25 protein-coding genes and 1 pseudogene are annotated in these 25,082 nt (G+C 42.9%); 19 read left to right on the top strand and 7 right to left on the bottom strand.

The genetic code is table 11. The features are described from left to right. Positions 1 to 59: 59 nt before the first annotated feature. The 15 genes and pseudogenes from GQR42_RS10745 (at position 60) to GQR42_RS10675 (ending at position 17,405) form a co-directional block, all read left to right on the top strand. The gene (locus GQR42_RS10745) at positions 60 to 1,823 is read left to right on the top strand and encodes an NAD(P)/FAD-dependent oxidoreductase (protein ID WP_158199978.1); all 1,764 of its coding nucleotides are present in this window, start codon (positions 60 to 62) and stop codon (positions 1,821 to 1,823) included. Between the two features lie 86 nt (positions 1,824 to 1,909). Next, positions 1,910 to 3,679 carry an NAD(P)/FAD-dependent oxidoreductase gene (locus GQR42_RS10740; protein ID WP_158199977.1) on the top strand — a complete coding sequence of 590 codons (1,770 nt, stop codon included), beginning with the start codon at positions 1,910 to 1,912 and terminating at the stop codon, positions 3,677 to 3,679. Positions 3,680 to 3,764: 85 nt separating this feature from the next. Continuing rightward, positions 3,765 to 5,573: an NAD(P)/FAD-dependent oxidoreductase gene (locus GQR42_RS10735; protein ID WP_158199976.1), complete on the top strand. Its 1,809-nt coding sequence runs from the start codon at positions 3,765 to 3,767 to the stop codon at positions 5,571 to 5,573. Positions 5,574 to 5,615: 42 nt separating this feature from the next. Next, entirely contained in the window at positions 5,616 to 6,002 is a 387-nt protein-coding gene (locus GQR42_RS10730) for a hypothetical protein (RefSeq protein ID WP_158199975.1), read from the top strand. Positions 6,003 to 6,045: 43 nt separating this feature from the next. Continuing rightward, positions 6,046 to 7,056, top strand: a complete 1,011-nt coding sequence (locus GQR42_RS10725) for an alpha/beta fold hydrolase (RefSeq protein WP_158199974.1) — start codon at positions 6,046 to 6,048, stop codon at positions 7,054 to 7,056. Further along, positions 7,043 to 7,921 (top strand): hypothetical protein, encoded by an 879-nt coding sequence (locus tag GQR42_RS10720; protein WP_158199973.1) that lies wholly within the window; start codon positions 7,043 to 7,045, stop codon positions 7,919 to 7,921. Before GQR42_RS10725 ends, GQR42_RS10720 begins: the two co-directional genes overlap by 14 nt. A 41-nt stretch (positions 7,922 to 7,962) precedes the next feature. Next, a complete protein-coding gene (locus GQR42_RS29725) occupies positions 7,963 to 8,934 on the top strand; it encodes a calcium-binding protein (RefSeq protein ID WP_158199972.1) in 972 nt (323 codons plus the stop codon). 38 nt (positions 8,935 to 8,972) lie between these two features. After that, entirely contained in the window at positions 8,973 to 9,770 is a 798-nt protein-coding gene (locus GQR42_RS10710) for an SDR family NAD(P)-dependent oxidoreductase (protein ID WP_158199971.1), read from the top strand. A 21-nt stretch (positions 9,771 to 9,791) separates the two neighbouring features. Next, complete coding sequence (locus tag GQR42_RS10705) at positions 9,792 to 11,096, top strand: ABC exporter membrane fusion protein (RefSeq protein ID WP_158199970.1); 1,305 nt, start codon at positions 9,792 to 9,794, stop codon at positions 11,094 to 11,096. Positions 11,097 to 11,313: 217 nt separating this feature from the next. Continuing rightward, positions 11,314 to 12,492 carry an ABC transporter permease DevC gene (devC, locus tag GQR42_RS10700; RefSeq protein ID WP_158199969.1) on the top strand — a complete coding sequence of 393 codons (1,179 nt, stop codon included), beginning with the start codon at positions 11,314 to 11,316 and terminating at the stop codon, positions 12,490 to 12,492. Positions 12,493 to 12,540: 48 nt separating this feature from the next. Beyond that, positions 12,541 to 13,215: a DevA family ABC transporter ATP-binding protein gene (locus tag GQR42_RS10695; protein WP_199273303.1), complete on the top strand. Its 675-nt coding sequence runs from the start codon at positions 12,541 to 12,543 to the stop codon at positions 13,213 to 13,215. Positions 13,216 to 13,483: 268 nt separating this feature from the next. Beyond that, entirely contained in the window at positions 13,484 to 15,214 is a 1,731-nt protein-coding gene (locus tag GQR42_RS10690; protein WP_158199967.1) for an Rqc2 family fibronectin-binding protein, read from the top strand. A 318-nt stretch (positions 15,215 to 15,532) separates the two neighbouring features. Beyond that, positions 15,533 to 15,616 (top strand): annotated as a pseudogene (locus GQR42_RS10685) (IS1/IS1595 family N-terminal zinc-binding domain-containing protein); the annotation flags it as partial. A 54-nt stretch (positions 15,617 to 15,670) separates the two neighbouring features. Next, the gene (locus GQR42_RS10680; RefSeq protein ID WP_158199966.1) at positions 15,671 to 16,468 is read left to right on the top strand and encodes an Rpn family recombination-promoting nuclease/putative transposase; all 798 of its coding nucleotides are present in this window, start codon (positions 15,671 to 15,673) and stop codon (positions 16,466 to 16,468) included. Between the two features lie 49 nt (positions 16,469 to 16,517). After that, complete coding sequence (locus GQR42_RS10675) at positions 16,518 to 17,405, top strand: lipid kinase (RefSeq protein ID WP_158199965.1); 888 nt, start codon at positions 16,518 to 16,520, stop codon at positions 17,403 to 17,405. Positions 17,406 to 17,407: 2 nt separating this feature from the next. On the opposite strand, the gene GQR42_RS10670 is transcribed toward GQR42_RS10675, so the two are convergent. Continuing rightward, the gene (locus tag GQR42_RS10670) at positions 17,408 to 18,463 is read right to left on the bottom strand and encodes an amino acid ABC transporter substrate-binding protein (protein ID WP_158199964.1); all 1,056 of its coding nucleotides are present in this window, start codon (positions 18,461 to 18,463) and stop codon (positions 17,408 to 17,410) included. Positions 18,464 to 18,499: 36 nt separating this feature from the next. Next, a complete protein-coding gene (locus GQR42_RS10665; RefSeq protein WP_158199963.1) occupies positions 18,500 to 19,240 on the bottom strand; it encodes a TIGR00297 family protein in 741 nt (246 codons plus the stop codon). A gap of 44 nt (positions 19,241 to 19,284) precedes the next feature. Between GQR42_RS10665 and GQR42_RS10660 the strand changes: the two genes are divergently transcribed. Then, a complete protein-coding gene (locus GQR42_RS10660) occupies positions 19,285 to 19,989 on the top strand; it encodes a cytochrome b/b6 domain-containing protein (protein ID WP_158199962.1) in 705 nt (234 codons plus the stop codon). 14 nt (positions 19,990 to 20,003) lie between these two features. Here the strand turns inward: GQR42_RS10660 and GQR42_RS10655 are convergent, their stop codons facing one another. The 3 genes from GQR42_RS10655 to GQR42_RS10645 all read right to left on the bottom strand — a co-directional run bounded on the left by GQR42_RS10655 (position 20,004) and on the right by GQR42_RS10645 (position 22,334). Next, positions 20,004 to 20,243, bottom strand: coding sequence for a 2Fe-2S iron-sulfur cluster-binding protein (locus GQR42_RS10655; RefSeq protein ID WP_158199961.1), 240 nt, complete (start codon positions 20,241 to 20,243; stop codon positions 20,004 to 20,006). A gap of 9 nt (positions 20,244 to 20,252) precedes the next feature. Further along, positions 20,253 to 21,728 (bottom strand): cobyric acid synthase CobQ, encoded by a 1,476-nt coding sequence (gene cobQ / locus GQR42_RS10650; RefSeq protein WP_158199960.1) that lies wholly within the window; start codon positions 21,726 to 21,728, stop codon positions 20,253 to 20,255. A gap of 204 nt (positions 21,729 to 21,932) precedes the next feature. Continuing rightward, positions 21,933 to 22,334 (bottom strand): Npun_F0494 family protein, encoded by a 402-nt coding sequence (locus GQR42_RS10645; protein WP_199273302.1) that lies wholly within the window; start codon positions 22,332 to 22,334, stop codon positions 21,933 to 21,935. A gap of 115 nt (positions 22,335 to 22,449) precedes the next feature. Here GQR42_RS10645 and GQR42_RS10640 point away from each other — a divergent pair, with 115 nt between their 5' ends. From GQR42_RS10640 to GQR42_RS10630, 3 genes are all read left to right on the top strand, one after another. Beyond that, positions 22,450 to 22,752, top strand: a complete 303-nt coding sequence (locus GQR42_RS10640; protein WP_158199958.1) for a hypothetical protein — start codon at positions 22,450 to 22,452, stop codon at positions 22,750 to 22,752. Positions 22,753 to 22,807: 55 nt separating this feature from the next. Further along, positions 22,808 to 23,263: a (2Fe-2S) ferredoxin domain-containing protein gene (locus GQR42_RS10635; RefSeq protein ID WP_158199957.1), complete on the top strand. Its 456-nt coding sequence runs from the start codon at positions 22,808 to 22,810 to the stop codon at positions 23,261 to 23,263. Between the two features lie 132 nt (positions 23,264 to 23,395). Then, positions 23,396 to 24,079 carry a response regulator transcription factor gene (locus GQR42_RS10630; protein ID WP_158199956.1) on the top strand — a complete coding sequence of 228 codons (684 nt, stop codon included), beginning with the start codon at positions 23,396 to 23,398 and terminating at the stop codon, positions 24,077 to 24,079. Positions 24,080 to 24,523: 444 nt separating this feature from the next. Here GQR42_RS10630 and GQR42_RS28635 read toward each other — a convergent pair whose 3' ends face one another. Next, on the bottom strand, positions 24,524 to 24,694 hold the full coding sequence (locus GQR42_RS28635) for a PEP-CTERM sorting domain-containing protein (RefSeq protein WP_233271354.1): 171 nt from the start codon (positions 24,692 to 24,694) through the stop codon (positions 24,524 to 24,526). Beyond that, positions 24,695 to 25,081, bottom strand: coding sequence for a hypothetical protein (locus GQR42_RS10625; RefSeq protein WP_233271353.1), 387 nt, complete (start codon positions 25,079 to 25,081; stop codon positions 24,695 to 24,697). Position 25,082 lies beyond the last annotated feature (1 nt).

Below are 25,082 nucleotides of genomic sequence, written 5' to 3'. Positions count from 1 at the left end.
AACCGGACCTAGTAACGAAGAACCGTAATTCTCATCCCTTTATCAGGAGAAATTGATCAATGAACACGACTCAAGCTTTGCACTACGATGTGGTCATTATGGGGGCTGGCTTTGCTGGCTTATGTCAAGCGCGACACCTGATGCTCAACATCCCTAATATTCGGGTGGCGCTGATCGATCCTCGTCCCGAAAATCGACCCGATACAGACCTCAAAATTGGCGAATCTACAGTTGAAATAGCCGCCCTACTCATCTGTAAAGAGTTGGGACTGCATGATTACATGATTGAAAATCATCCTCCCAAAGCGGGACTGAACTTCCACTGGCCGAAAAATCCGGCTGAAACTGATTCAATTGACGATTATTATCACGTCTGGATCAATCGTCAACCCCCGATTCCGACTTTTCAGATCAACCGAGCAAAGTTTGAACGGGACTTGCTCAAAATGAATAAGGAAATGGGAGCAATCTTCTACAACGGAAGAGTTGTCGATGTAGATTTAACCGAAGGCGATCAACTCAAAACCGTCACAGTCAAATTAGAGGATACAACCATAGAAATAACAGCCAAGCACATTGTTGATGCGGCTGGTCGCCGATTTATTATCGGCAAAAAAACCGACAATCTCATTTTTGGTTCAGACCAACTTTTAGGAGTTAATAATGGCTCCGCTTGGGTAAGGATTAAAGATGTAGATCGGACCATTTTCCATAGTGGTTATCATCCAGCAGGAACCACTGTCAGTCATTACTACGCTACCAACCATTACTTTGGCCCTGGTCATTGGCTGTGGATGATTCCCATTGATCGAGATAGTAAAGAACTTTCTCTGGGAGTCATTCACCACCATGATGTCATTCCCTCAGCCACCATAAACACCCAAGAAAAGTTTACTGCTTTCTTGAAAGCCAACCATACAGTTCTCTATAAATTATTGCAAAGTAGTGAATTGGTTGACTTCCATTATTTGCCGCGAGTTGCCCACAAAAGTAAAGTGATGTTTTCACCTGATAACTGGTATGTTGTCGGAGATGCAGCCTGTATTTTTGATGCTTTTTATTCCCTGGGAACAACGATGATTGCCATCGCCGTTGAAAGCATTACCGAAATTGTCCGCGCCAAATTGGCAAACGAGGCCAATGCTGAAGAAAAACGGGCTGTTTACAATGACTTCAATTTGGCTTTTACTGATAGCGTCAACACTTTCATGCAGGAACATCAAAAACAATTAGGTCATGCCAGTATCATGAGTTGGCGGATTTACTTTGAGTATATGTGGTGGTTTGGTGTCTTAGTCCCCATGTACATAGGTAAATGGCATTTAGATCCAGCTTTCCTGAAACAGTTTACTGGACCTTTCCGCACTTTTCTCAATGGCTTATTCGTGGATGTCTATCAAGACTCTAACCAATTAGTAGAGCGCGGAGTTAATATGGGTTTGATGGATGCGATTCGAGCCGATCAACTAATCGGCAGTTACTATACCTTTAAACACTTTGAAGACTTCCTAGAAAATAGCAAGCTTGAACCCCAACGCTGCAACATTTTCACCAGCATGAAAAATACCTTTTTCTATGTGGCAATTTGGTATGCAATGTTCCAGTGGAAAGGTTTTGGCTGGCGCGGCCTGTTGAAACCACGCAATTTAGCTAATTTTAGCTATTTGTTAGCCCAAAGTGGATTATCAGCCCTGGGAGAAATGCGGCATAACTTCTTGACTCGCAGTCTGCCAGATAATAGTGAAATCGAGGAAATGCGCCAAGAATTCAAAGAATATCGCTATCAAGGCAAATTACAGCCCTGGATTGCTGAACTTTCTTAAAAATTGGTTCAAAGCCCCTAGTTTTTCCTTCTCTCAAATTCAAACAATTTACCAAAACTAACCTCGATTAATTCAGGAGTAAATCAATGCAAACAACTCAAAACAAAGAGTATGATGTAGTCATTATGGGTGCTGGTTTTGCTGGCCTATGTCAAGCGCGACACCTGATGCTCAAGATTCCCAATATCAAAGTTGCTCTAGTGGATCCTCGTCCCGAACAACGCACAGATAAGGACTTAAAAATTGGCGAGTCCACCATTGAAATTGCCGCTCTTTTTCTTGCCAAAGAATTGGGACTACATGATTACCTAATTGAAAATCATGCTCCCAAACAAGGGCTTAACTTTCACTGGCCCAAAAATCCAGCAAAAACTGAAACAATCGACGACTACTATCATGCTGGCTCGAACCGACAAGTTCCCATTCCCTCTTTTCAAATCAACCGCTCCAAGTTTGAACAAGACTTGCTAAAAATGGATAAAGCCATGGGAATCAACTTCTATAATGGGCAAGTTGTTGATGTTGATTTAACTCCTGGCGATGCCATTAAAACAGTTAAAATCAAGGTAGGCGATGAAAGAATGGAACTGCAAGCCAAACACGTTATCGATGCAGCAGGACGGAAATTCATCATCGGGCGCAAGACTGACAACCTCCTATTTGGTCCAGAAAACTTAATGGGATTAAACACGGGAGCTGCCTGGGTGCGAGTCAAAAATGTAGATCGTACCATCTTCCACAGTGGCTACGATCCTCTTAATGCCTCAACCAGCCATTATTACTCGACTAATCACTATTTTGGCGAAGGACATTGGCTGTGGATGATTCCGATTGACACCCAAACAATGGAATTATCTATTGGCGTGATTCATCACCATGATGTGATTAATTCTACTCAGGTAAACAGCCGGGAAAAATTCCATGATTTCCTGCGAAATAACCACCAAATTCTTGCCAATATTATTGACAGTGGAGAAGCAGTAGATTTCCACTATTGGCCGAGGATTTCTCACACAAGCAAAACCCTATTTTCTCCCGACAATTGGTATGTCCTTGGCGACGCTGCTTACATCTTCGATGCTTTCTATTCCTACGGAACCACCACGATTGCTTTAGCCATTGAAGGGATAACGGAGATTGTGCGGGCCAAACTGGCAGGGGAAGAATCGGCGGAACAAAAACGGGCTGCTTACAATGAGTTTAACTTAGCCTACTCCCGTAGTGTCAACTGTCTCTATCGGGGACAGGCCAAACAGTTAGGACAAGCCAGTGTGATGAGTTGGCGCATTTACTTTGAGTATATGTGGTGGTTTGGGGTACAAGTTCCCATGTATGTAGGTAAATGGCATTTGGACCTCACCTATATTCCGATCTTTCTCAAAACCCTTAACAGCAATATTGATGGACTGTTTGCTGATTTAAATGAACAATTTACCGAACTAGCAGACAAGGATGTCAATATTGGCTTGATGGATTGTTACCGGGGCGATCAACTTTTCAAGGGTTATCACACTCTCAAACACTTTGATGACTTCCTGGAAAATACCAAGTTTGAACCGCGGCGGTGTAATGTCTTTGCTGGCTTAAAAGCTACCTGTTTTTATGCCGCCCTCTGGTATGCAATCTTTCAATGGAAAGGATTTGGTATCCAAGGTTGTCTCCATCCCCACCATATTTACCATTTCTTGCGCCTGTTAGGGTTGTCAGGACAAGCAACTATCGGCGAGTTAATTTATAAGTTCAAAACCAAAGGACTGCCCGCCAACAGCGAAATTGAAGCGATGCGTCAAGAGTTTAAAACTTATCAATATCAACCAAAACTCCAGCCTTGGCTGGCAGAAGCCACCAATTCTTAAGGATTTTGACTTGCATCAAATTCAACGCCCTTCTCTCAATCATCTGTGAGTGTCAATCATCTCATCAACTATCAAGGAGTTAACCATGAATTCTACCATTACTCAATCCCGAGAATACGATGTTGTCATTATGGGAGCAGGCTTTGCTGGACTGTGCCAAGCACGACATCTCATGCTCAACATCCCTAATATTCGGGTGGCGCTAATCGATCCCCGTCCCGTTGAACGCACAGACAAAGATTTAAAAATCGGTGAGTCTTTAATCGAAGTTGCGGCTTTATTTCTCTGTAAAGAATTAGGACTACATGATTATTTAATTGAAAACCACCCCCCCAAATCTGGTCTCAATTTCCACTGGCCTAAAGATACCTCAAAAACAGCCAGCCTTGACGATTACTATCATGTCTGGGCAAACCGTCAAACTCCGGTTGGTTCTTTTCACCTACAACGGGCTAAATTTGAGCAAGATTTACTGGCGATGAATTGTCAGATGGGAGCCGATTTTTACAATGGACGGGTCAAAGATGTAGATCTCACTCAAGGGGATGATCTGAAAACAGTTTACGCTAAAGTTGGCGAGGAAAATATTACCCTTCAAGCCAAGCACGTTATCGATGCCGCAGGACGGAATTTTATTATTGGACGCAAAACTGATAATGTGCTTTCCGGTCCAGAAAATCTCTTGGGAGTCAATAATGGTTCGGCGTGGCTGCGGGTCAAAAATATAGACCGCACAATTTTCCACAGTGGCTACCATCCCGAAGGCGCATCTACCAGCCATTACTATGCCACCAATCATTATTTTGGCCAAGGCCATTGGTTGTGGATGATTCCCATTGATAAGAAGTCTATGGAGTTATCTATTGGCATCATTCACCATCACGATGTTATCCCCGCTAAAAGCATCAACAACCTTGAGAAGTTTTCCAGTTTTCTCGATGCGAATCATACTATTCTCTCTCGATTGATTGACAGTGGGGAAGTAGTTGATTTTCATTACTGGCCGAAAATTGCCCACAAAAGTAAAGTTCTCTTCTCTCCTGACAACTGGTACATTATTGGCGATGCCGCCCATATTTTCGATGCTTTCTACTCCTATGGAACGACCATGATCGCTTTTGAGGTAGAAAGTGTTACAGAAATTATCCGTGCTAAATTGGCTGAGGAAGCAGCAGCAGAACAAAAACGATCCGCTTACAATGATTTCAACCTAGCTTATGCTCGTACTGTCAACTGTCTCTACCGAGATCATGCCTATCAACTCGGTCATGCTAGTGTTATGAGTTGGCGGATTTATTTCGAGTATATGTGGTGGTTTGGTGTGCATATTCCCACCTATATTGGTAAATGGCATCTGGACTTGAATTTTATCCCCCGCTACGTCAAGATTGCTAATGGAAATGTAGATGGCATTTTCGCTGACTTATGTAAAGAGTTTCATCAATTAGTTGAAGAAGGAGCTAATATCGGCTTAATGGATGCCTATCGTGCTGACCAATTATGGGGCAATTATGGGACATTAAAGCACTTTGATGACTTCTTAGAAAATACTAAATTCGAGCCTCGGCGGTGTAATGTTTTTGCCAGCATGAAAGCTGTTTATTTCTACATCGCTATTTGGTACGCTCTCTTTCAATGGAAAGCTTTTGGACTAGCTGGCTGGTTAACCCCACGACACTGGTACTACTTTGGTCGGATGTTGAGCCTATCGGTTCAAGCGACTATTGCCGAAGTTATCTATAAGTGGAAAACGAGAGGAATACCTGACAACACCCAAATGGAAAAGATGCGTGAAGAATTTAAGAGCTATCATTATCAACCGCAGGATAAATACTCTTTTCCTGTTGAAGAAGTGGCAAATAAAGCAGTAAAAATTGAGTCGTTTGCTTCTTAGTTTTATTGCTGTTGTATCCTGATCTTATTGGAGGGACTTCTCATGCAATCAACTACCCTTGTTCTATCTCAATTGCTCTTAGAGTCTCATGAATTGCGTCGAGGAATAAACCGCATTGGTTTAAACCTTTCCGACTTAGAACTCCAAGCGCTTGAGCAGGGAAACTCAGTTTCCTTAGAAGGCAGAGGACTGAGTGAAATTGGGTCAATGTTTATCATGGCAGCTGCCGTTGCTGCCATTAATTTGGGTAAACCGAGAACGCTGCTTAAGTTTTCTGATTTACCGACTCTTGTTGAGCCAGACATTCCGCCTGAAAATGCTAGTTGTCCTGGAATTCCAATTTACTGTTGGCTCTCTAACTTAGACAAAAAATGTTGTGTCTATCTTACCTTAACCGATAGTAAACCAGTTCTAAAGATCGGTGCTTAGTAGAGAATTTTATCAGGTAACTAATGGACGATGAGGAAGAAAGATGAAATTTTGGCTACTCGGCGGAATACTTATTACTTTGGTGGCGCTACTGGTACTTTTAGGAATGGTTTACCAGCAAATTTCTACAGTCAAAGACCTAAGTAAGTATCCACCACCTGGTCAATTGATAGATGTAGGGGGTTATCGCTTGCATCTCCACTGTAAAAGCCAAGGTCATCCGACTGTGGTGATGGACTATGGACTAGGGGGAATATCTCCCCTCTGGCATTGGGTTCAATCGCAAGTGGCAAAGTTCACCTCTGTCTGTGTTTACGACCGCGCTGGCTACGGCTGGAGTGAACCCAGTCCCCATCCTCGCACCAGCCTGATTATGGTTCAAGAACTACACACTCTACTGAAAAAAGGGGGAATAGCTGGACCTTATTTACTGGTGGGTCATTCCTTGGGGGGGTTGAATATGCGCTTGTTTGCCAGCCAGTATCCCTCAGAAGTAGTAGGAGTGGTTTTAGTGGATGCGGTACCGGCAAATGTCTATAGCCGTCTGGGGAGTGAATTTAGGGAAAATATGGCAGCAACGCGGCAAATGTTTGGCAGTTTATCCATTATTTCTCGCCTGGGAATCTTGCGCCTCCTGCTGCAACTCAAAGGCAGTGATGTCGCTCCCGAATTTGTCCAAAAAATGCCCCCGTCTGTACAATCTGTTGTTTTAGCGAAGTTCCTGCCTCAAAGCTTTAATACTGCCTTAGCCGAAAGCGCATTAATGGAAAAAGATGCTGCATTGGTCAGTAAAACTTCCTTTCCCTCTCACTTACCCTTAGTCGTAATTTCTCACGGACTGAATATGTTTTCCGGGCAAAATGTAGAAGCAGCTGAGTCTATCTGGCGGCAATTACAGGCAGAAACCTCCCAGCTTTCGACTTCGGGAAGCTTACAAATCGCTTACGGCAGTGGTCATAATATCCACATTGATCAACCTCAATTAGTTGTCGATGCAATCAGGAAAATCTTACAACAGATTAATCTCAAGGATAAGACAAATGAAAAACTCTAAGTTTAAAATGCTGCCACTTATTCCAAGCATTATGGGCTTAACAGTTTCCCTATTGCCAGGAGCAATAACTCCCGCCAATGCCTCTTCTTTAAACTGTGGTTCAGGGAACAATTGGATTTCTAATTGTTCGAGCCAGATCTACGATTTTGCTAACACAGTTATCGTTAGTGCTAACTTTGGCTTTAGTCCGAACAATTTACCAGATTTTACCGCAATTCTTCAGGGAAAAACTAAGATTTTATTAGGAAATCCCGTTGATGCCATTATTGGCGATCCTTTACTGGGTAATGTAGGCAGTGTTGATGGTATTGCCGACGTAGTTCAACTGGAAGTCTTCCACAATATCGCTTCAGGTTCTACTCCTTTTGTCCCCCTGATTACTGCCTTAGCTGGGGATGGAGTGCCGGATTTAGCCCCGACTCCTTCAGGGTCAACTTTACCCTATGTTTCCCTCTATTCGGCAGGAGCTATCAGCCAAAGAAGCGATAATTCCTCTTTAGGGGATAGTTTCTTGAAATTCTTTTTAGAAATCCAAGGAACGCCGGAAGGAACAATTCGCACCAGAGACCCCGTAACCCTCAATGTCTCCTCACCCTTAACTGGGTTTCCTCCAGAAGGAGCCGGGAGTCAGCTAGAATTCTTCAGTTCCGCCATTACCCCTTTATTTACTCCTGGACCTGATGGAGTGTTTTGGACAGGGGATGAAGTCGAAGTAGCTCGCATTGTTCCTGATGCTAACAATCGGGCGGTGACTCTTTCCCTAACGCCAATTCCTGAGCCTTCTAATACCCTGTCTTGTTTACCATTAGGACTCGGACTCTTGGGAGTTAGTCGCTTACAAAAAGCTGACAAAAAGTTTGAGTAACTTAAAATAAATCAGATTTTTATTGCAAAGGAGAAAATGAGATGGCTACTTTTATCGGCACCACTGGCAACGATCTTTTATTCGGCAGCAATGGCGATGATATTTTATATGGCAACGGTGGCAATGACTATCTTGATGGTGGACTTGGCAACGATACTTTAGTGACTGGCGATGGCAACGATGCCTTACTTGGGGGTGGCGGTAATGACTTACTGTTCGGCGGAGGTGGCAACGACTATCTAAGTGGCGGCGATGGCAACGACGATCTGCTTGGGGGCGATGGACGTGACATTCTCCTTGGTGGCAATGGTGATGACGCTCTCAATGGCGGTGATGGCGATGACATTCTCAATGGTGATGCTGGCAATGATACTTTAAGTGGAGGTGCTGGCAAAGACGGGATTATTGGCGGTTCTGGCGACGATCAGGTAACAGGGGGTGATGGCAACGACGGCATCTGGGGCGGTGATGGCAACGATGCCCTATTTGGTGGTGATGGCAACGATGGCATCATTGGTGATGTTGGTGACGACGTACTTAATGGCGGTGATGGTGACGATGCTCTCTTTGGTGGTTCTGGTAACGACATTCTTTTTGGCGAGGTGGGCAATGATGCTCTCTTTGGTGATAGTGGCAACGATGTATTAATTGGTGGCTTAGGTGGAGATACTCTTACGGGCGGTGCTGGTGCCGATCAATTTGTTTTCAGTAGTCCCCAAGATGGCATTGACACTATTACAGATTTTTCAGTTATTAATGATATTATAATCATCTCTGCTGCTGGTTTCACCGATGACCTCATAGCAGATGCTTTGCTGATGCCTGAGCAATTTGTCATTGGTACAGCAGCAGTCGATTCTAATGATAGATTTATCTATAACCGAGCTAACGGCACTTTATTCTTTGATGTCGATGGTGTAGGCGGAATCGCTCAAATTCAGATTGCTAAACTATCATCTGGACTTGATTTGACTAACAATAACATTTTTGTTAGTAATAATTTCGCAGTCTAAGCAGATGTGTCTAATCTTTAAGTAAAAGAGAAAAGTTTATGTTCAATTATCGTGGTCAGACAGCATTAATTACGGGAGCGTCATCTGGGATTGGCGAGGTATTTGCCCGCGAGCTTGCTAAGCGTGGCATGAATGTCATTTTGGTAGCAAGGGCTGAAGAAAAACTACAGACAATGGCAACGGATCTTCATCAAGTTTACGGTGTCCGCACTGAAGTAATTGTTATCGATCTAAGCAAGGGAAATGCTGCGCAGGATGTTTTTGACGCTGTGGAGCAAATGGAGCTTACCGTGGATTTACTTGTCAATAATGCTGGGTTTCTTAACTATGCACCCTTTGAACAAATACCTCTTGAGCAAGATCACGCACAGGTAATGGTTAACGTAGTGGCTTTAGTTGATTTAACCCATAAATTTATTCCAGGAATGCTGGCTAAAGGAGAAGGCGGCGTGATTAACTTATCCTCTAGCGGTGCTTTTCAACCCATGCCTTATATGGCAGTTTATGGAGCTACTAAGGCATTTGTGCTTTCCTTTAGTGAGGCTCTTTGGGCTGAGTACCGCCATCGAGGATTGCGGGTTTTAGCACTTTGCCCAGGACCGACGGCAACCAGATCTTTAGTTAAAATATTTGATGATGGAAGTGCTACCTCTCCTCATCGCGTGGTAGCAGTTGCCCTTAAAGCTCTCGAAGCCGGGCGCAATTATGTTATTCCAGGACTGAAGAATTATTTGCTGGCTCACAGTGTTCCTCGCTTAATGCCACGCAGGATAACGGTGCAAATCTTGGAACGAATAACTCGACCAAGAAGAAGAGACCTCAATGAAACCAGATAATTAAAGAGAGTAAAGCTTCTTATGAAATCTCAGCTTTTTGTTAAACCAACTAATTGGCTGCTTATTACCTGTCTCACCATCGGGACTATGGCAAGTGGCGCTGTCGCAACTTATTCAATTTGGCGCTATCAATCTTTAAAAACCACATCCCCTGCTGTCGCTTCCACTACTCCGAGAAAGCTGAAAGCCGTCGCGGCTTTAGGCTATGTAGAACCGGCAGGAGAAGCAATCAAGATTTCTGCTCCTGCTTTTGTGGAAGGAGCCCGCATTGATAAACTGTTGGTAAAACAGGGAGACAAGGTTGAAGCTGGACAAGTTTTGGCCATCCTCGACAGTCGGGATAGACTCCAAGCAGCACTGAAACAAGCACAAGACCAAGTTCGCATTGCTCAATCTCTTTTAACTCAGGTGAAAGCTGGCGCAAAACAGGGGGATATTATTGCCCAAAATGCGAGATTTGAAGGGACTCGCTCGGAATTGGAAGGACAGATTACTACCCAAAAAGCTACTATTGCCAGTTTAACGGCTCAATTACAAGGGGAAAAAATGGCTCAATACGCCACTATTGAGCGGATTAAAGCTGAGTTTCACAATGCACAAAAAGATTGTCAGCGTTATTATGCTTTATACCAACAAGGAGCGGTTTCGGAACAAGAACGCGATCGCTTCTGTCTGATGGCTCAAACTGGCCAAGAAAGTCTGCGAGAAGCCAATGCTAATTTAAATCGAATTGTCACCACTCTAACCGCAAAAATTGATGAAGCTGAAGCTAATCTTCAGCGCACAGTGGCAACTCTAGATCAGAAAATCAAGGAAAATCAAGCGACACTAGATGCAGTTGCTGAAGTCCGTCCCGTAGATGTTGAAGTTGCTCAATCGCAATTAATCGCAGCTAAAAGTGCTGTCCAAAAGGCAAAAGCTGATTTAGATTTAGCCTTTGTCAAAGCTCCCAAAGCGGGGCAAATTCTCAAAATTTATACTTGGCCCGGTGAATTAATTGGTGATAAAGGCATCCTCGATCTTGGTCAAACCAGTCAAATGTATGTCACTAGCGAAGTTTACGAAACAGATGTTAGTCGAGTTAAACTAGGACAACGGGCAAAAATTACCACCGATGGATTAATTGGGGAACTAAGGGGAACTGTCGCTGAAATTGGCTTACAAATTGGCAAAAAAGATGTCTTGGGAACCGATCCAGTTGCTGATGCAGATGCGCGAGTGGTGGAAGTCAAAATTCGTCTCGATCCCTCTTCTAGCAAGAAAGTGGCTAACTTGACCAATTTACAAGTTAATGTCGTAATCGATACGAACAAAACTAATCTTTAAAAGATATATCGAAAAATTATAACCCAATCATAGCTGGCTTTTAGGTTGTGCGCTAACTAAATAGTTCTATATATGAAATGAATATCTATTTAGTTAAATTTCTTATCTAGAAAGACTTTTAGCCTTGAGATAATGTTAGGTCGAAGTCTCAAATAAGGAGTAGTATTTGTCAACAAGTCAGCCGCGATCAATCTAGAATCTTTAGGAGGAGCAAAAAATGAAAATATTCCCCTGGAAGTTACCGACAGCTTGGTTGCAATTACGCTACCAAAAAACCAGGTTACTGGTGGCTCTATCGGGGGTTATTTTTGCGGTTGTAATTGTCTTTATGCAATTGGGGATTCGGGATGCTTTGTTTGATAGTGCTGTTCGGCTTCACGAAGCTCTACAAGGGGACTGTTTTTTAATTAGTCCTCGTACTACTTCACTGATTGGCATGGAAAGTTTTCCTCAACGGCGATTACTCCAAACCTTGGCTTTTGAAGAAGTAGATTTTGTCAGTCCGATTTATTTAGATTTTGCTCAGTGGAAAAACCCTGAAACTCGTAATTATTGGCGTAATATATTCGTGATTGGGTTCGATCTCAGAAATTTGGCATTTGATTTACCCGGTCTCGCAGAAAATATGGAGCTATTAAAACTTCCCGATCAAGTTTTATTCGATCAAGATTCTCGCTCTGAATTTGGTCCTATTGTTGCTGATTTTGAAAAAAAGGGCTCGGTTATTACCGAGGTTAGCAATAAGGGTAACAACCGCAAAATAGAAGTCGCTGGCTTATTTAAACTGGGAACTTCTTTTGGTTCAGATGGGAATTTAATCATGAGCCATTTGAATTTTTTAAGAATTTTTAGCAACCGTTCTTATGGATTAATTAATATTGGCTTAATTCGTCTAAAGCCAGGAACTAATATCAATAAATTTATCGAAGATATTCAAGCATATTTACCTCATGATATTAAAGTTTTATCCAAGCAACAGTTGATTCAATTTGAGAAGAATTATTGGCAAAGCAGTACGGCGATTGGTTTCATTTTTAATTTAGGTGTTATCCTGGGAATTATTGTTGGAATTGTCGTTGTCTATCAAATTCTCTATACAAATGTTTCGGAACATCTTTCAGAATACGCCACCCTAAAAGCCATGGGCTATCGTCATAGCTATCTCTTATCAATGGTTTTACAACAGGCTTTTTTAATTGCTGTTCTCGGATATATTCCTGGTTTTTTGATCGCTAATATTCAATATGAGTTGACTAAAAATGCCACCTTATTACCTGTCAATATGTCGCTTGATCGAGCGGTTTTTGTCTTTATTTTAACCTTAGTCATGGCCTTTGTTTCAGGAGCCACTGCTGTTAAAAAATTGCAAGATGCCGATCCAGCCGATATTTTTTAGAAAAAAGAAACAAATATCTATACCTCATCTCAAGGAAAGATGCTGTCTATGGACGTTATTGATATTCAAAACCTCAATCACTATTTCGGTCAAGGAACGCTGAAAAAACAAGTTCTTTTTCAGATCAACTTAAAAATCACAGAGGGAGAGATCGTTATTTTAACTGGCCCCTCTGGTTCCGGAAAAACAACCTTACTATCCTTAATTGGTGGCCTACGCTCTGTTCAAGAAGGAAGCTTACAGCATTTTGAAAAAGAATTACGGGGGGCTAGTGAAGAACAATTAGTCCAAACCCGCCGTCAAATTGGTTATATTTTTCAAGCCCATAATTTGTTACCCTTTCTAACCGCAAGACAGAATGTACAAATGTCGATCGAGCTTCAGGAAAATCTCGGCGGGTGGGAAACGGAAGAACGCGCTGCTTTGATATTAGAAGAAGTCGGTTTAGGACATCGGATCGACTATTATCCAGATAGCTTATCTGGGGGACAAAAACAAAGGGTAGCGATCGCGCGAGCTTTGGCTGGTAATCCGCCATTAGTTTTAGCCGATGAACCAACGGCCGCCCTCGATAGTAAAACGGGACGAGACGTGGTGAATTTGATGCAACGTTTAGCCAAAGAACAGAGCCGTACTATTGTACTCGTCACCCACGATAATCGGATTTTAGATATTGCCGATCGCATTGTTCACATGGAAGATGGACGCTTGCGCGGTTGCTAATACCCATCCAGACAAAACCCAGAAAAGGCGCTATGGCCAGTTTTGTCCGTTAGACCAGTGCCATTCTCATAGACTACTGGCATAGTTTTTCCTTCCTCAGCTTTTAAGTGCGGCTAAGACTGGGATACCTCCATCGATAGATTCTGACACCAAATCCGTTTTTAATTGAGGAAACAACTTTTTTGTCTTAGCCTTAGTGGGAAGCTATGATATTTTCATGCTTGGCGGTGCCAACTTTGGCATCGAGAATATCTCCTGAATCCTGAAAATGCAATCCGTAGACTTTACCACCCTCAGCGCCACTTGTGCCGAAATTGCTGCCGTTTGGCTGCCGGCGAGACTAGAACAAGTGTATCAAATTGATCGCCAAACGATCGCCCTCTATTTACGAACCTTCGATCGCAAAGGATGGTTAATTATTTCTTGGCATCCCCAAGGAGCGCGGCTGCATATTGGTGATCCACCGCCAAAAGTCCCCGATACCTTCACTTTTAGCGATCAATTGCGTCATCAACTCAATGGTTTTGCGCTGACAAAATTAGCATTTGTTGCCCCGTGGGAAAGAGTCATCGATCTGCAATTTGCCCAACGTCCCGATGATCCGGCCCTGTGGCATTTGTATATAGAAATTATGGGCAAATATAGCAATGTGATTTTAACTGCGGCTGACAATCAAATTGTCACCGTTGCCCATCAAGTCAATGCCACCCAGTCTAGTGTTCGCACCGTACAAACGGGACAAATCTATCAACTACCCCCCGTTTTATTGGCAACAAATCCCAGTTTAGAAGAATCCTTGAGCAGTTGGCAAGCCAGAGTTAGTTTAATCCCTAAAACTATCGAAAAACAGCTAGTTAGTACCTATCGTGGGGTTAGTCCGGTCATCGCTCGATCGCTGTTACAAAAAGCCAAAATTCACCCGAAATTAAACACGGATCAGTTAGATAATACTGATTGGGAAAAGCTCTTTTCAGCTTGGCAAGAATGGTTAAAAATCCTTGAAAATAAAACCTTTCAACCCGGATGGACAAGAGAAGGTTATACAGTTATCGGTGGGGAGATACTGGCAGCAGCTAAAAATGTCCAAGAATTATTAAACCGTTATTATAGCGACCAAATTAATCAAGAAAGCTTTCGACAACTACAGCAAAAATTAAACCAAAAAGTCGTATCTTTACTGACTAAACTGCAAAGTAAAGCCGCAGGATTTCAAACAAGACTAGCAGAATCTGCTCATGCTGATCGCTATAAAGAGCAAGGGGATTTATTAATGGCCAATCTGCAACAAATACAGCAGGGAATGACTAGCATTAGTTTGGCGGATTTCCAGACAGGAAAACCTGTAATTATTCCTCTCGATCCCGAAAGAAATCCCGTACAGAATGCCCAATATTTGTATAAACAACATCAGAAATTAAAAAGGGCGCGGTTAGCGGTGGAACCTTTATTAGAGGAAGTGGTCAGTGAAATTAATTATCTCGAACAGGTGCGATCGAGTTTAAGTCAACTAGAAAATTATAGCAGCAGCGAAGATTTAGAGGCATTAGACGAGATACAAGAAGAATTAATTCAACAGAAGTATCTAGAAAGCAATTACCAGCGCAATCGGGCGAATAACAAAGAATCCGAACCTATGCGCTTTACTACTCCCTCTGGAGTAGAATTATGGATTGGCAGAAATAACCGTCAAAATGATCGGCTAACTTTTCGTAGCGCCAGCGATTACGATATCTGGTTTCATAGTCAAGAAATCGCTGGTAGTCACGTTTTACTCCGTTTAACCCCCGGTACAGTTCCAGAAGCCGCCGATCTGCAATTTGCCGCCGATTACGCCGCTTATTATAGCCGCGCTCGCCATAGTGAACGGGTTCCCGTCGTCTATACCCGTCCCAAATACGTCTATAAACCCAAGGGCGCAAAGCCCGGTATGGTGGTTTACAAACAGGAAACGGTAATCTGGGGCTGTCCTCAGAGGGTTGAGGATTACCGCAAAAAATAATTTTTTACCAAATTGTTTACTTTTTTTTACACAAAATGGGTATTGTCTGTTACAATTGTTACTAGAGAGACAAATGCAGTTCAAGCGCTTGGGAACGCAAGAACTATATTTCCTCGGATTACAACAACAAACAACAGCAAACCAGTGGTAGCAGCCGATAGTCTCGGGAAAGACACAAAAAACCGACTATTCAGGTGATATTAAAGCAACCACTGGTATTTTATCCCCACCTAACCGGTTCTGTAACTCTGTGATCTTCTCTATGTCACATTTTGGGTGCCTTGGGGAAATCAGCACTGCTAATTTAGGTATGATTATGGTCATAGAAAAGGAAAACAGAACTACCTTTGTGTGCATTGTGGAAGACAATTTATAGAAGTTTATGAACCCCAGAGAGGTTATTGCTGCTCAAAAAATGCGTTGCCGACGGCACGCTACGCGTTGTCAAATAAAAGCATGAAAACTGACACGATTTTTGATCAACTCTTTCAATCTTTCCCCTCTATCTTCTTTGAATTAATTCAACTCCCTATCAGCGAAGCGAATAACTACCGCTTTGACTCAGTGGAAGTCAAACAACTTTCCTTTCGTCTTGATGGAGTCTTTCTGCCGCAAAATAATCACCCCCAGACTCCTATCTACTTTTGTGAGGTACAATTTCAAGAAGATGAGGCTTTTTATCAGCGCTTTTTCACTGAAATATTCTTATATCTCAGTAAAACCGACTTAACCAATGATTGGCAGGGTGTGATTGTCTATCCTAACCCTCAAGTAGAAACTGATAAAGTTCAACGTTATCGGGAACTCCTCAACTGCGAGCGAGTTAGACGCATTTATCTGAATGAATTAGAAAACATTCCTCAAACTTCGATTGGTTTAGCCACAGTCCAATTAATCACCCTATCTAAAGCAAAAGCGCTTGATAGCACCCGAAAATTAATCCAAAGAGTGAGAGAAGAATTAACCCCCGACCAAAAACCCCAAGAACTCTTACAATTAATAGAGACGATTCTCGTTTATAAGTTACCGCTTCTCAATCGTCGGGAGATAGAAACTATGTTTAGTTTAGATGAATTAAAACAAACTCAGTATTTTCAAGATGTGCGCGAGGAAGCACGTCAGGAAGGCAGACTAAACAAAGCACTAGAGGCAGTCCCTCGTTTGTTAGCCTTAGGATTAAGTGTTGAACAAGTCGCATCCGCGTTAGAGTTAGAGGTTGAACAGGTTAGAGCTATAAGCCGTCCGCGCATTTAAATTCGCAGGCAGCTTAACCTTTATCCTTGGATTGCTGAGAAACTTACCTATGACTAAAAGAGCTTTACTACTAATTAATCGTCACTCGCGCAAGGGTAAAGAAAACTTTGCTCAAACTGTTGATCTACTCAATCATTGGGATTTTGAAATTATCAGCGTCCCTTTGAAAAAAGTAGAAGATATACCTTTTTTAATCGAAAAATATCGCTCTAGTATTGATTTAGTTATCGTCGGTGGTGGCGATGGGACTCTTAATGCTATGGCGGATGTGTTGGTAGAAACTCAACTGCCCCTAGGCATTATACCTTTGGGAACAGCTAATGATTTAGCCCGGACTTTAGGGATACCGAATTCTATTGCCGAAGCCTGTCGAATTATTGCCGAAGGTAACTTAAAATATATCGATCTAGGTTGGGTAAATAATAAATACTTTTTCAACGTGGCTAGTTTAGGATTAAGTGTGAAAATTACCCAAAAACTGAGCAAGGGTTTAAAGCGACGGTTGGGGATTTTGGCCTATGCTTGGACAGCCCTACAGGTATTAAGTAAAACCCGTCCTTTTACCGCTATGATCCGTGTTGATGGCCAAAATATCAAAGTTAAAACCCTACAAATAGCGATCGGAAATGGTCGTTATTATGGGGGAGGAATGCCGATCGCTCACGATGCCCAAATTGACGATCAAAGATTAGATTTATATAGCCTAGAAATTGAACACTGGTGGCAAATTTTCCCGCTTTTATGGACATTACCGCGAGGACAACAGGGTTTATTATCTTGGGTGAGAACTCTTAACGGTAAAGAAATTCAAATTCAGACTCGTAAACCCCATAGTATCAACACCGATGGCGAAATTACTAGCACTACTCCCGCCATGTTTCGAGTTATTCCAGCAGCCATAGGGGTCTATATTCCCCGTCAAGAAACACAATTTTAAAATTAACGAAAAGGAGGAGAATACAATAAACCCCCCTTTGTCCAAAGATTATTTAAACCTCGATCGAGTTGCAGGGGTTTACCGATTTCGCGCTCATAAATTTCCCCGTAATTACCCACCTGTTTTAAGACTCTTTGGGCAAAATCATTGGGTAAACCCATATCTTCACCTAACTTCTCATCAATACCCAAAAAGCGCCGAATACTGGGGTCTTTGCTATCGGCAAAAGTGGCAATATTTTGGGAGTTAATCCCAAATTCTTCCCCTTGAATTAAACTAAAAACGATCGAGCGGACAGCATTCGACCAAGCGGGATCACCATCGGCCACGGCCGGGGCCAAGGGTTCCTTAGATATTACCACTTCTAATACTTGATGATCCGGCGGTCGGGGAAAAACCGAGCGCCGGGCCACCAATTGGGAGCGATCGGAGGTGACAGCCTGACAGCGCCCCGCCTGATAAGCTGTATATAAGGCCTCCACATCATCGGAAACGATCGGTTTATAACCTTGAACTGCCGCTTTTGCCATGGCATCGGCCAGATTTTGTTCCGTGGTGGTTCCCGATAGCACACAAATGGACTTTCCGCTTAAATCTTCTAATTTCTTAATATTACTGGCTTTCGTGGCCATAATTCCTTGACCATCATAGAAAACCGGGGTGATAAACTCCATCCCCAGGGCGGTATCCCGGTTAATCGTCCAGGTGGTGTTACGACTGAGAATATCCACTTCTCCCGTCTGTACGGCAGTAAATCTCTCTTGGGGGCTAAGTTTACGATATTCGACTTTGGAGGGATCATCAAAGAGAGCGGCCGCAATAGCTCGGCAAATTTGCACATCTAAGCCCGAATATTCGCCTTTTTCATTAACAAAGCTAAACCCCGGCACTTCTCCGTTAATGCCACAAATTAACTTACCGCGATTTTTCACCGTTTGCAAGCGGCCAGCATCGGGACTACTTGCGGTGTTAGAACTAGAATTAGGTTGATTTTCCGTCCCACAGGCAGTAATTAGCAGTAAAAACAGGGACAATGCACAAAAACGCCACTTTAGCATAGATATTCTCTGAAAAATTTTTTTAGTCACTTAATTTTAGCGGAAAGACCAGAGCAAGCTTAACAGTATAGCCACGATCGCACCGATAACCGTATTGATCACATTGACCAATTCATTAGTTAACCACAGAAAGCGAGTTTGTAGGGTAGCGCCGATGAGACTTTCGATATTGGTGGCGATAAATGCCGCAATTACACACCATAACACACCGATAAGATCGATCGCACCGATAGCCCATGCTAACAGGGAAATCGCCGTGGCTGCCAGCAAACCGGCGAGCGTTCCTTCCAAACTAACAGCACCTTCTGTTCCCCGGGGGACGGATTTAAAATTAGTGATTAGATAGGTAGTTTTACCGTAAGCTTTACCCACCTCACTGGCAGTAGTATCGGCTAATTTAGTGCTAAAACTAGCCACATAAGCGAGTATTAAGAGGTAATCCCAGGGAGGAGCGGCAAAAAGACTGAGGATAGCGCAAATTGCCCCCGCTAAAGCGGAACCCCAGACATTTTCAGGACCGCGTACCCCCGCTCTTTTTTCGGCAATTCCCTCCGCTTCCTTGCGCGCTAAACCGATGCGGGTGACAGTAGAACCGACGAGGAAATAGAATAAAACAATTAGATAACCGCGCCATCCTAAGCTTCCCCAGACAATTACCCCTAAAACCCAAGCATGGAGATAACCCATCCGAGTTAAGAGCTTTTTTGGGGCAATTGCAGCGATTCCGAGGAGGACGGTATTGAGAAGAACAGCGACGAGCCAAGGATTAGTTAACATAGTATCTGGGCAAGTTTATATACCCTATTGTATCGATCGAGTCGATGAAAACTAATCAACCTTATCAACCTCTTTTACTGCGAATTCTGCACGGATTCACAGGAATTGCACTGATTGCCGCCATGGTTACGGCCTATTGGACCTATGATACTTTTGACGGTCGTTGGTTAAAACTGCCCTTACCAGAATATCAAGAAATTGAAAGTATTCACGGCACTTTTGGCCTCTATACTCTGATTATCTTTCCCGTTTTTGCTATCTATGCTTTTCGTCGCGGCAACAAAAGATTAATTCAAAGTGATTCTCTTCACAAATTAACTCAATTTGGTAAGCCAATTTGGTGGTATAGTCTCCATCGTTTAGTCAATACTTTGACTCTTTTTGCCCTAACTTTTGCTTTGTATAGTGGCCGGATGATGGATTCCAAATGGCTACCAGAAGGGGAATTAAATCACTTCTGGTATTATGCCCATTTGCTCAGTTGGTTAATTATGGTAGTATGTCTGGTGCTGCACCTGCTCATGACTGCTAAAGTGGGAGGAGTTCCCCTGTTATTGTCTATCCTTAAATGGGGTTTTCGTGAACAAGATAATCCGAAATTATGGTTATCTCAATTACGTCAATGGGGGTTAAGTTTGCGTCTAGCCAATACTTTTCAGTGGCTACAATCTCTTAACTTATATAAAGTCCTAGAAATTGTTGTTTTATTGGCTATTATAGCAGCTTGGATTATTCCCAAGTTTGACTAGATCTAAGGGATTAACTACCAAAGCGGATCGGAGTATAAATGAACAGTTAAAGAATCTCGATCGCCGGGGATACCAGTAATACAACTACAAATTTGAGTACCATCATCTAATTCTACTTCACAGGCGTGACAGGAACCCATTAAACAGCCGGTAGGAATGGCAATTCCTGCTTTTTTGGCCACATCTAATAATAGTTCTCCGGTTTCCGCTTCCATGATGATATCATCGGGTAAAAAACGCACTGAAATAGTCATAATTTCTCCTTACAAATGAGCAAAAATAGGTTTAAAATTTAAATGTTCTTCCAGTAAATTAGCCATATTATCGAGGGTTATTTCTCTTTGTTCACTATAGTTAGCAATTGCCGTAGGCAAAGATAATAAACCGCGACGCTGACGCAGATGATTTAGCCAAGTTCTTCGCCAAGAACCATTATCAAAGATACCATGTAAATAACAGCCCCAAATTGAGAGAGAATCATTGACAATTCCTAGACTAGCATCTTCCTCGAACATTTTTTGATAACCTGATTCACTTTCCCATTCGCTTATTCCTTGGTGAATTTCGTATCCTGTTACTGGTAAACCCGCTTGGGGAAAATTAGATAAAACTTGTCGTTGACGGGTAATTTTTTCGGCAGTAATTACCGTTTTTAAGGGCAGTAAATTTAAGCCAGCTGCCTCACTGTCGGGACCTTCTCGATGGTCAGGATCCAGGATTAATCGCCCTAACATTTGCAAACCACCACAGATGCCCAAGATAATACCTCCCCTTTGGTGATAGGCTTGTAATTGATGAGCCATACCACTTTGATTAAGAGCAATTAAATCAGCGACAGTGGTTTTAGAACCGGGGATAATTACCCCATCGGGATCACCTAAAGATTCCTGTAATTCTAGATAACGTACATTAACCGTTGCTTCGCCACAAAGAGGGTCAAAATCAGTAAAATTAGCGATATGAGGCAGACGAATGACAGTGATATTTAGTTCAGCTTTGGGTTTTTGGGCGGGGCGATCGAGTAAACTGAGAGAATCCTCAGCACTTAAAAAGATATCACTATAGGGAAGAACTCCCAAGACGGGAATTTTTGTATAATCTTCTAGCCAAGTAATCCCCGAATCTAAGAGAGATTTTTGTCCGCGAAATTTATTGATCACAATACCTTTAATTAAAGCCCTTTCCTCCGGTTCTAATAATTCTAGCGTACCGACGACGTGAGCAAAAGCCCCCCCGCGATCAATATCCACCACTAAAATAGTAGCGGCATCGAGATATTTAGCCACCCGCATATTAGTTAAATCGCGATGTTTGAGATTTATTTCCGCCGGACTTCCCGCACCTTCACAGACAACTAGATCAAATTCTGTTGATAATTTGGCTAAAGATTCTTTAATTGCTTGCCAACCTTGGTCAAAATAATTCTGATAATAATCCGCTGCCGTGGTGACACCAACAGCCTTACCTTTAATAATCACCTGAGAGGTCATATTTCCCTGGGGTTTTAATAAAATTGGGTTCATTTCTACCCGGGGAATTGTCCCCGCAGCCCATGCTTGCACCGCCTGAGCGTGACCCATTTCTTCCCCTCCGGCGGTAACATAGGCATTAAGAGCCATATTCTGACCTTTAAAGGGTGTTACCTGCCAACCTTTCCGGTTAAATAAACGACATAAAGCCGCAGTTAAAAAAGATTTACCCGCGTGGGAAGTTGTCCCCACCACCATAATTGCTTTCATCTAGTTTTTTTATTGAGTATTTTCAGTAATCAGTAATCAGTAATCAGTAATCAGTTAACAGTAATCAGTTGATAGCTGATAACAATGACCGAATCTACAACCTAATTTGTTAAGCTAAAAGCTTTGATGTAGTTAGTTTATAAACTTTTTTGGGTAGGAGAATTGCCAGATTCTTTCTCTTGCCTCTTGCCTGTTGCCTCTTGCTTAAAAAGAAAACCAACGTTGCAGAGTATTTAAAAATCTTTGCCAGAAAGTGGGTTGAGGGAAAAAGTCCCCTTGGGGTTGCCATTTTTCTATTAATTTCCTCCCCAAAGGAGTGAGACGAAAACTATCGGTTATCCCCTGTCCATCTACTTCGCGCCGCAAAATTCCCACTTTAATCAACCAGAGAAGATAGCTTTCCGCTGCTGCTTCCGTTAGCAGTCTGGAAGTATAACCTTTTTCTAAACCTCCAGGACCGGGGATGCTTAAAAGTGATACACTTCGCTCAAGCATAGCGGCGAATAGGGTGAGACGGAAAGGAGAACAACAGAGGGCTCGTTCGGCCCTAGTGATGGTAGCATCAGGATAATTGATGGCGGTAACGGTGGGAGTCGATAGGCTCATAGATTCCGGTCGTCTAGCTATTGATAAACCCATTGTTACATTAATTCTGTCTCAACCCCTGTTAACCCCAATCACCGATAAAATAGGGATGAAGTGTTAAGTAGCTTGAGTGTTTATGCAGTCTCCCGAACCGTTCGATAATAAATATACCCCAGAGGAAGTGGAAGTGGAAATCGAAACCGACGATTCCCCCCCCGTTGATACCCGGGTTAGTTTCGCTGCCACTGTTGAAAAAGTGAAAACTTGGTACGGCAGCCTGTCCACACCAGCACAGGTAGTTGTGGCAGTGGCGGGGGTTTTTGTGACTTTTTCGATTTTAACGGCGATTTTACGCCTAGTCAGCGCAGTTTTAAGTGCTTTAATCCTCGCCGCTATCGTTTATCTTATCTATCGTTACATCCTCAAACCAAAAGTTTAGTCGGCTATGCACATTTTCTGTTCAATGTCAAGAGTTTAGTTGATAAAAAAAATTTATGGAAGAAACAGACACCAGAGATATCTTGGGGGAAAATGCGGCTAAGTTGGGATTAGCCCAGATCCAGCGTCATCTATTTCTCTGCTGCGATCAGACTAAGCCAAAATGCTGTGACAAGCAAGAAGGGTTAGAAGTATGGGATTATTTAAAGAAACGGTTAGGGGAATTAGAACTCGATCGCCCCAGCGCCGACCGTCCAGGCTGTATTTTTCGCACTAAAGCCAACTGTTTGCGGGTTTGTAGCCAAGGGCCGATTTTATTAGTATACCCGGAAGGAGTCTGGTATCGAAGGGTAAACAGGGAAGTGGTCGAAAGAATTATCCAAGAACACCTAATCGGTAATCAAATCGTCACCGAATATGCTTTTCTTCGCCACGATTTACCGGCAATTTCTCTGAACTGTCCCAGAGAAGAACCCGAAACAATAGAGGAAAACAGGGTTAAAACTAACTGAAATCACTGATTCGATCGATTAAGATAAGTAGCTAGACACAATTAATTGCACATATCTAACTACCTTTTGCCTCTTGCCTGTCGATCCTTTGTCCGTCTCCATTCCCCCAACCCTGCAGCCTGGAAAATAGCGATGAAAGAGACAAACAAAGACAACAAACAACTTTTATTAATCGACGATGACCCAAATTTAATACTTTTGGTGAAGGATTATCTAGAGTTTCGTGGTTATAGGGTGACAACCGCAGAAAACGGTCGGGAGGCCCTAGTAATCCTCGAACGCGGGGCAAATGCGGCCAAAGCAAGGGAAATGCCCGATATGATTATCTGTGATCTGATCATGCCGGAAATGGACGGTTATGCTTTCCTCGAAAAAATTCGTCAGGACAGTCGTTTTAGTTGCATTCCCGTGATTTTTCTCTCCCCTGAGGGGCAAAGTCAGGACAAGGTAAGAGGTTTAATCACCAGGGCCAATTTTTATATGGTCAAACCCTTTGAACCGGAAGAATTAGTGGCCCGGGTGGAGTCTTCCCTCACACAAGCGGGCCGGCTGCCGAAACGCAGCACCCGCATCCATTCCCCAGATGTCACCCCTCTTCAGGTTCCGGGTAATGTGGAATTAACCCCAACGGAGTTAAAAGTAGTACAATTGGTCGCACAAGGACTGGCTAATCGGGAAATCGCCGCAAAACTTAATGTTAGTCAACGGACGATCGAAAGTCATGTGTCGAATATGCTTCATAAAACCGGTCTTCATAATCGCACGGAATTGAGCCAGTGGGCGATCGAAAGTAATATCATTTTTCTTTATTCCTAGCAGATATCCTAGACTAAATCCTGTTTAAGAAGAGTGGGAATTATGAATTATGAATTATGAATTATGAATTGGGGAGTGGGGAGCTTTTTTTCAGTGATCAGTAATACAGTAAACAATAATCAGTGAACTGAAAACTCACATCTGATACCATTTTTCAAAAGTAATGACAGAGATGGTTATGCCTGGTGCATCTCAATTTTGTCGAAATATCTAGATGACATTTTGGGCGCACGCAGTGCGCCCCTACCATTGGCGCAATCATATTATTGTAGGGGCGAATTGCCTTCGCCCTCTTTGAACAACTTCTGCTGCTCACCATCAGTGAGAGAAAATCACCAATAGGAGATGCGCCCGGTTATGCCTGCTACGAATAAAGAAAAATGGTATGATAACTGATTCAAAGCTGATGGCTAAGGGTAATTAACCATCTTTGCCATCTAAAGATTACATTCTTTTTCTGAAACCAACACCCGCTAAACCAAAGGCTAACAGAGCAAGCAAGGAAGACGGTTCGGGGACAGGTTGCGGTGGAGGAGTAGTTCCATCAAATTGAGCTTCTAAGAAGCCTGCTTCACCACTGAGATGTCCCCAGTTACCACCAACAACAAACCGCACTTAAGACGCGGTAACAGGAGAAAAGGAGTATTGCTGTGGACCGACAGAACCGCCAGTACCCTTAGAAAACTCAGTAGGAGCACCCGATATAGTAGTGAAAGTTGTACCATCGGTGGAGGCTTGAACAGTCACGCCCTTAATTCCGTAATCCGCACTGTTGCCCTGGCCGCTCAGGTTCCAGAAGCTAAAACCAGCTAGGCTATAGCTGCCATTAAGATTAAAAGTGATATTACCACCAAGGCTGTAATTTCCTAGCCACGCATTGTTGCTGAAATTACGAGCAGCATGAGTTCCCGTCAGACTTGGTGTATTACCGGGCAACCCTGCCCCATTGACGGTATAGTTTAGACTGCCAAAGTCAGTAGATATATCTGTTGACATCCTCACC

The sequence above is a fragment of the Microcystis aeruginosa FD4 genome (genome assembly GCF_009792235.1).
In the GTDB taxonomy this organism is placed as follows: Bacteria; Cyanobacteriota; Cyanobacteriia; order Cyanobacteriales; family Microcystaceae; genus Microcystis; species Microcystis viridis.
This window is presented reverse-complemented; position numbering and strand designations above follow the sequence as displayed.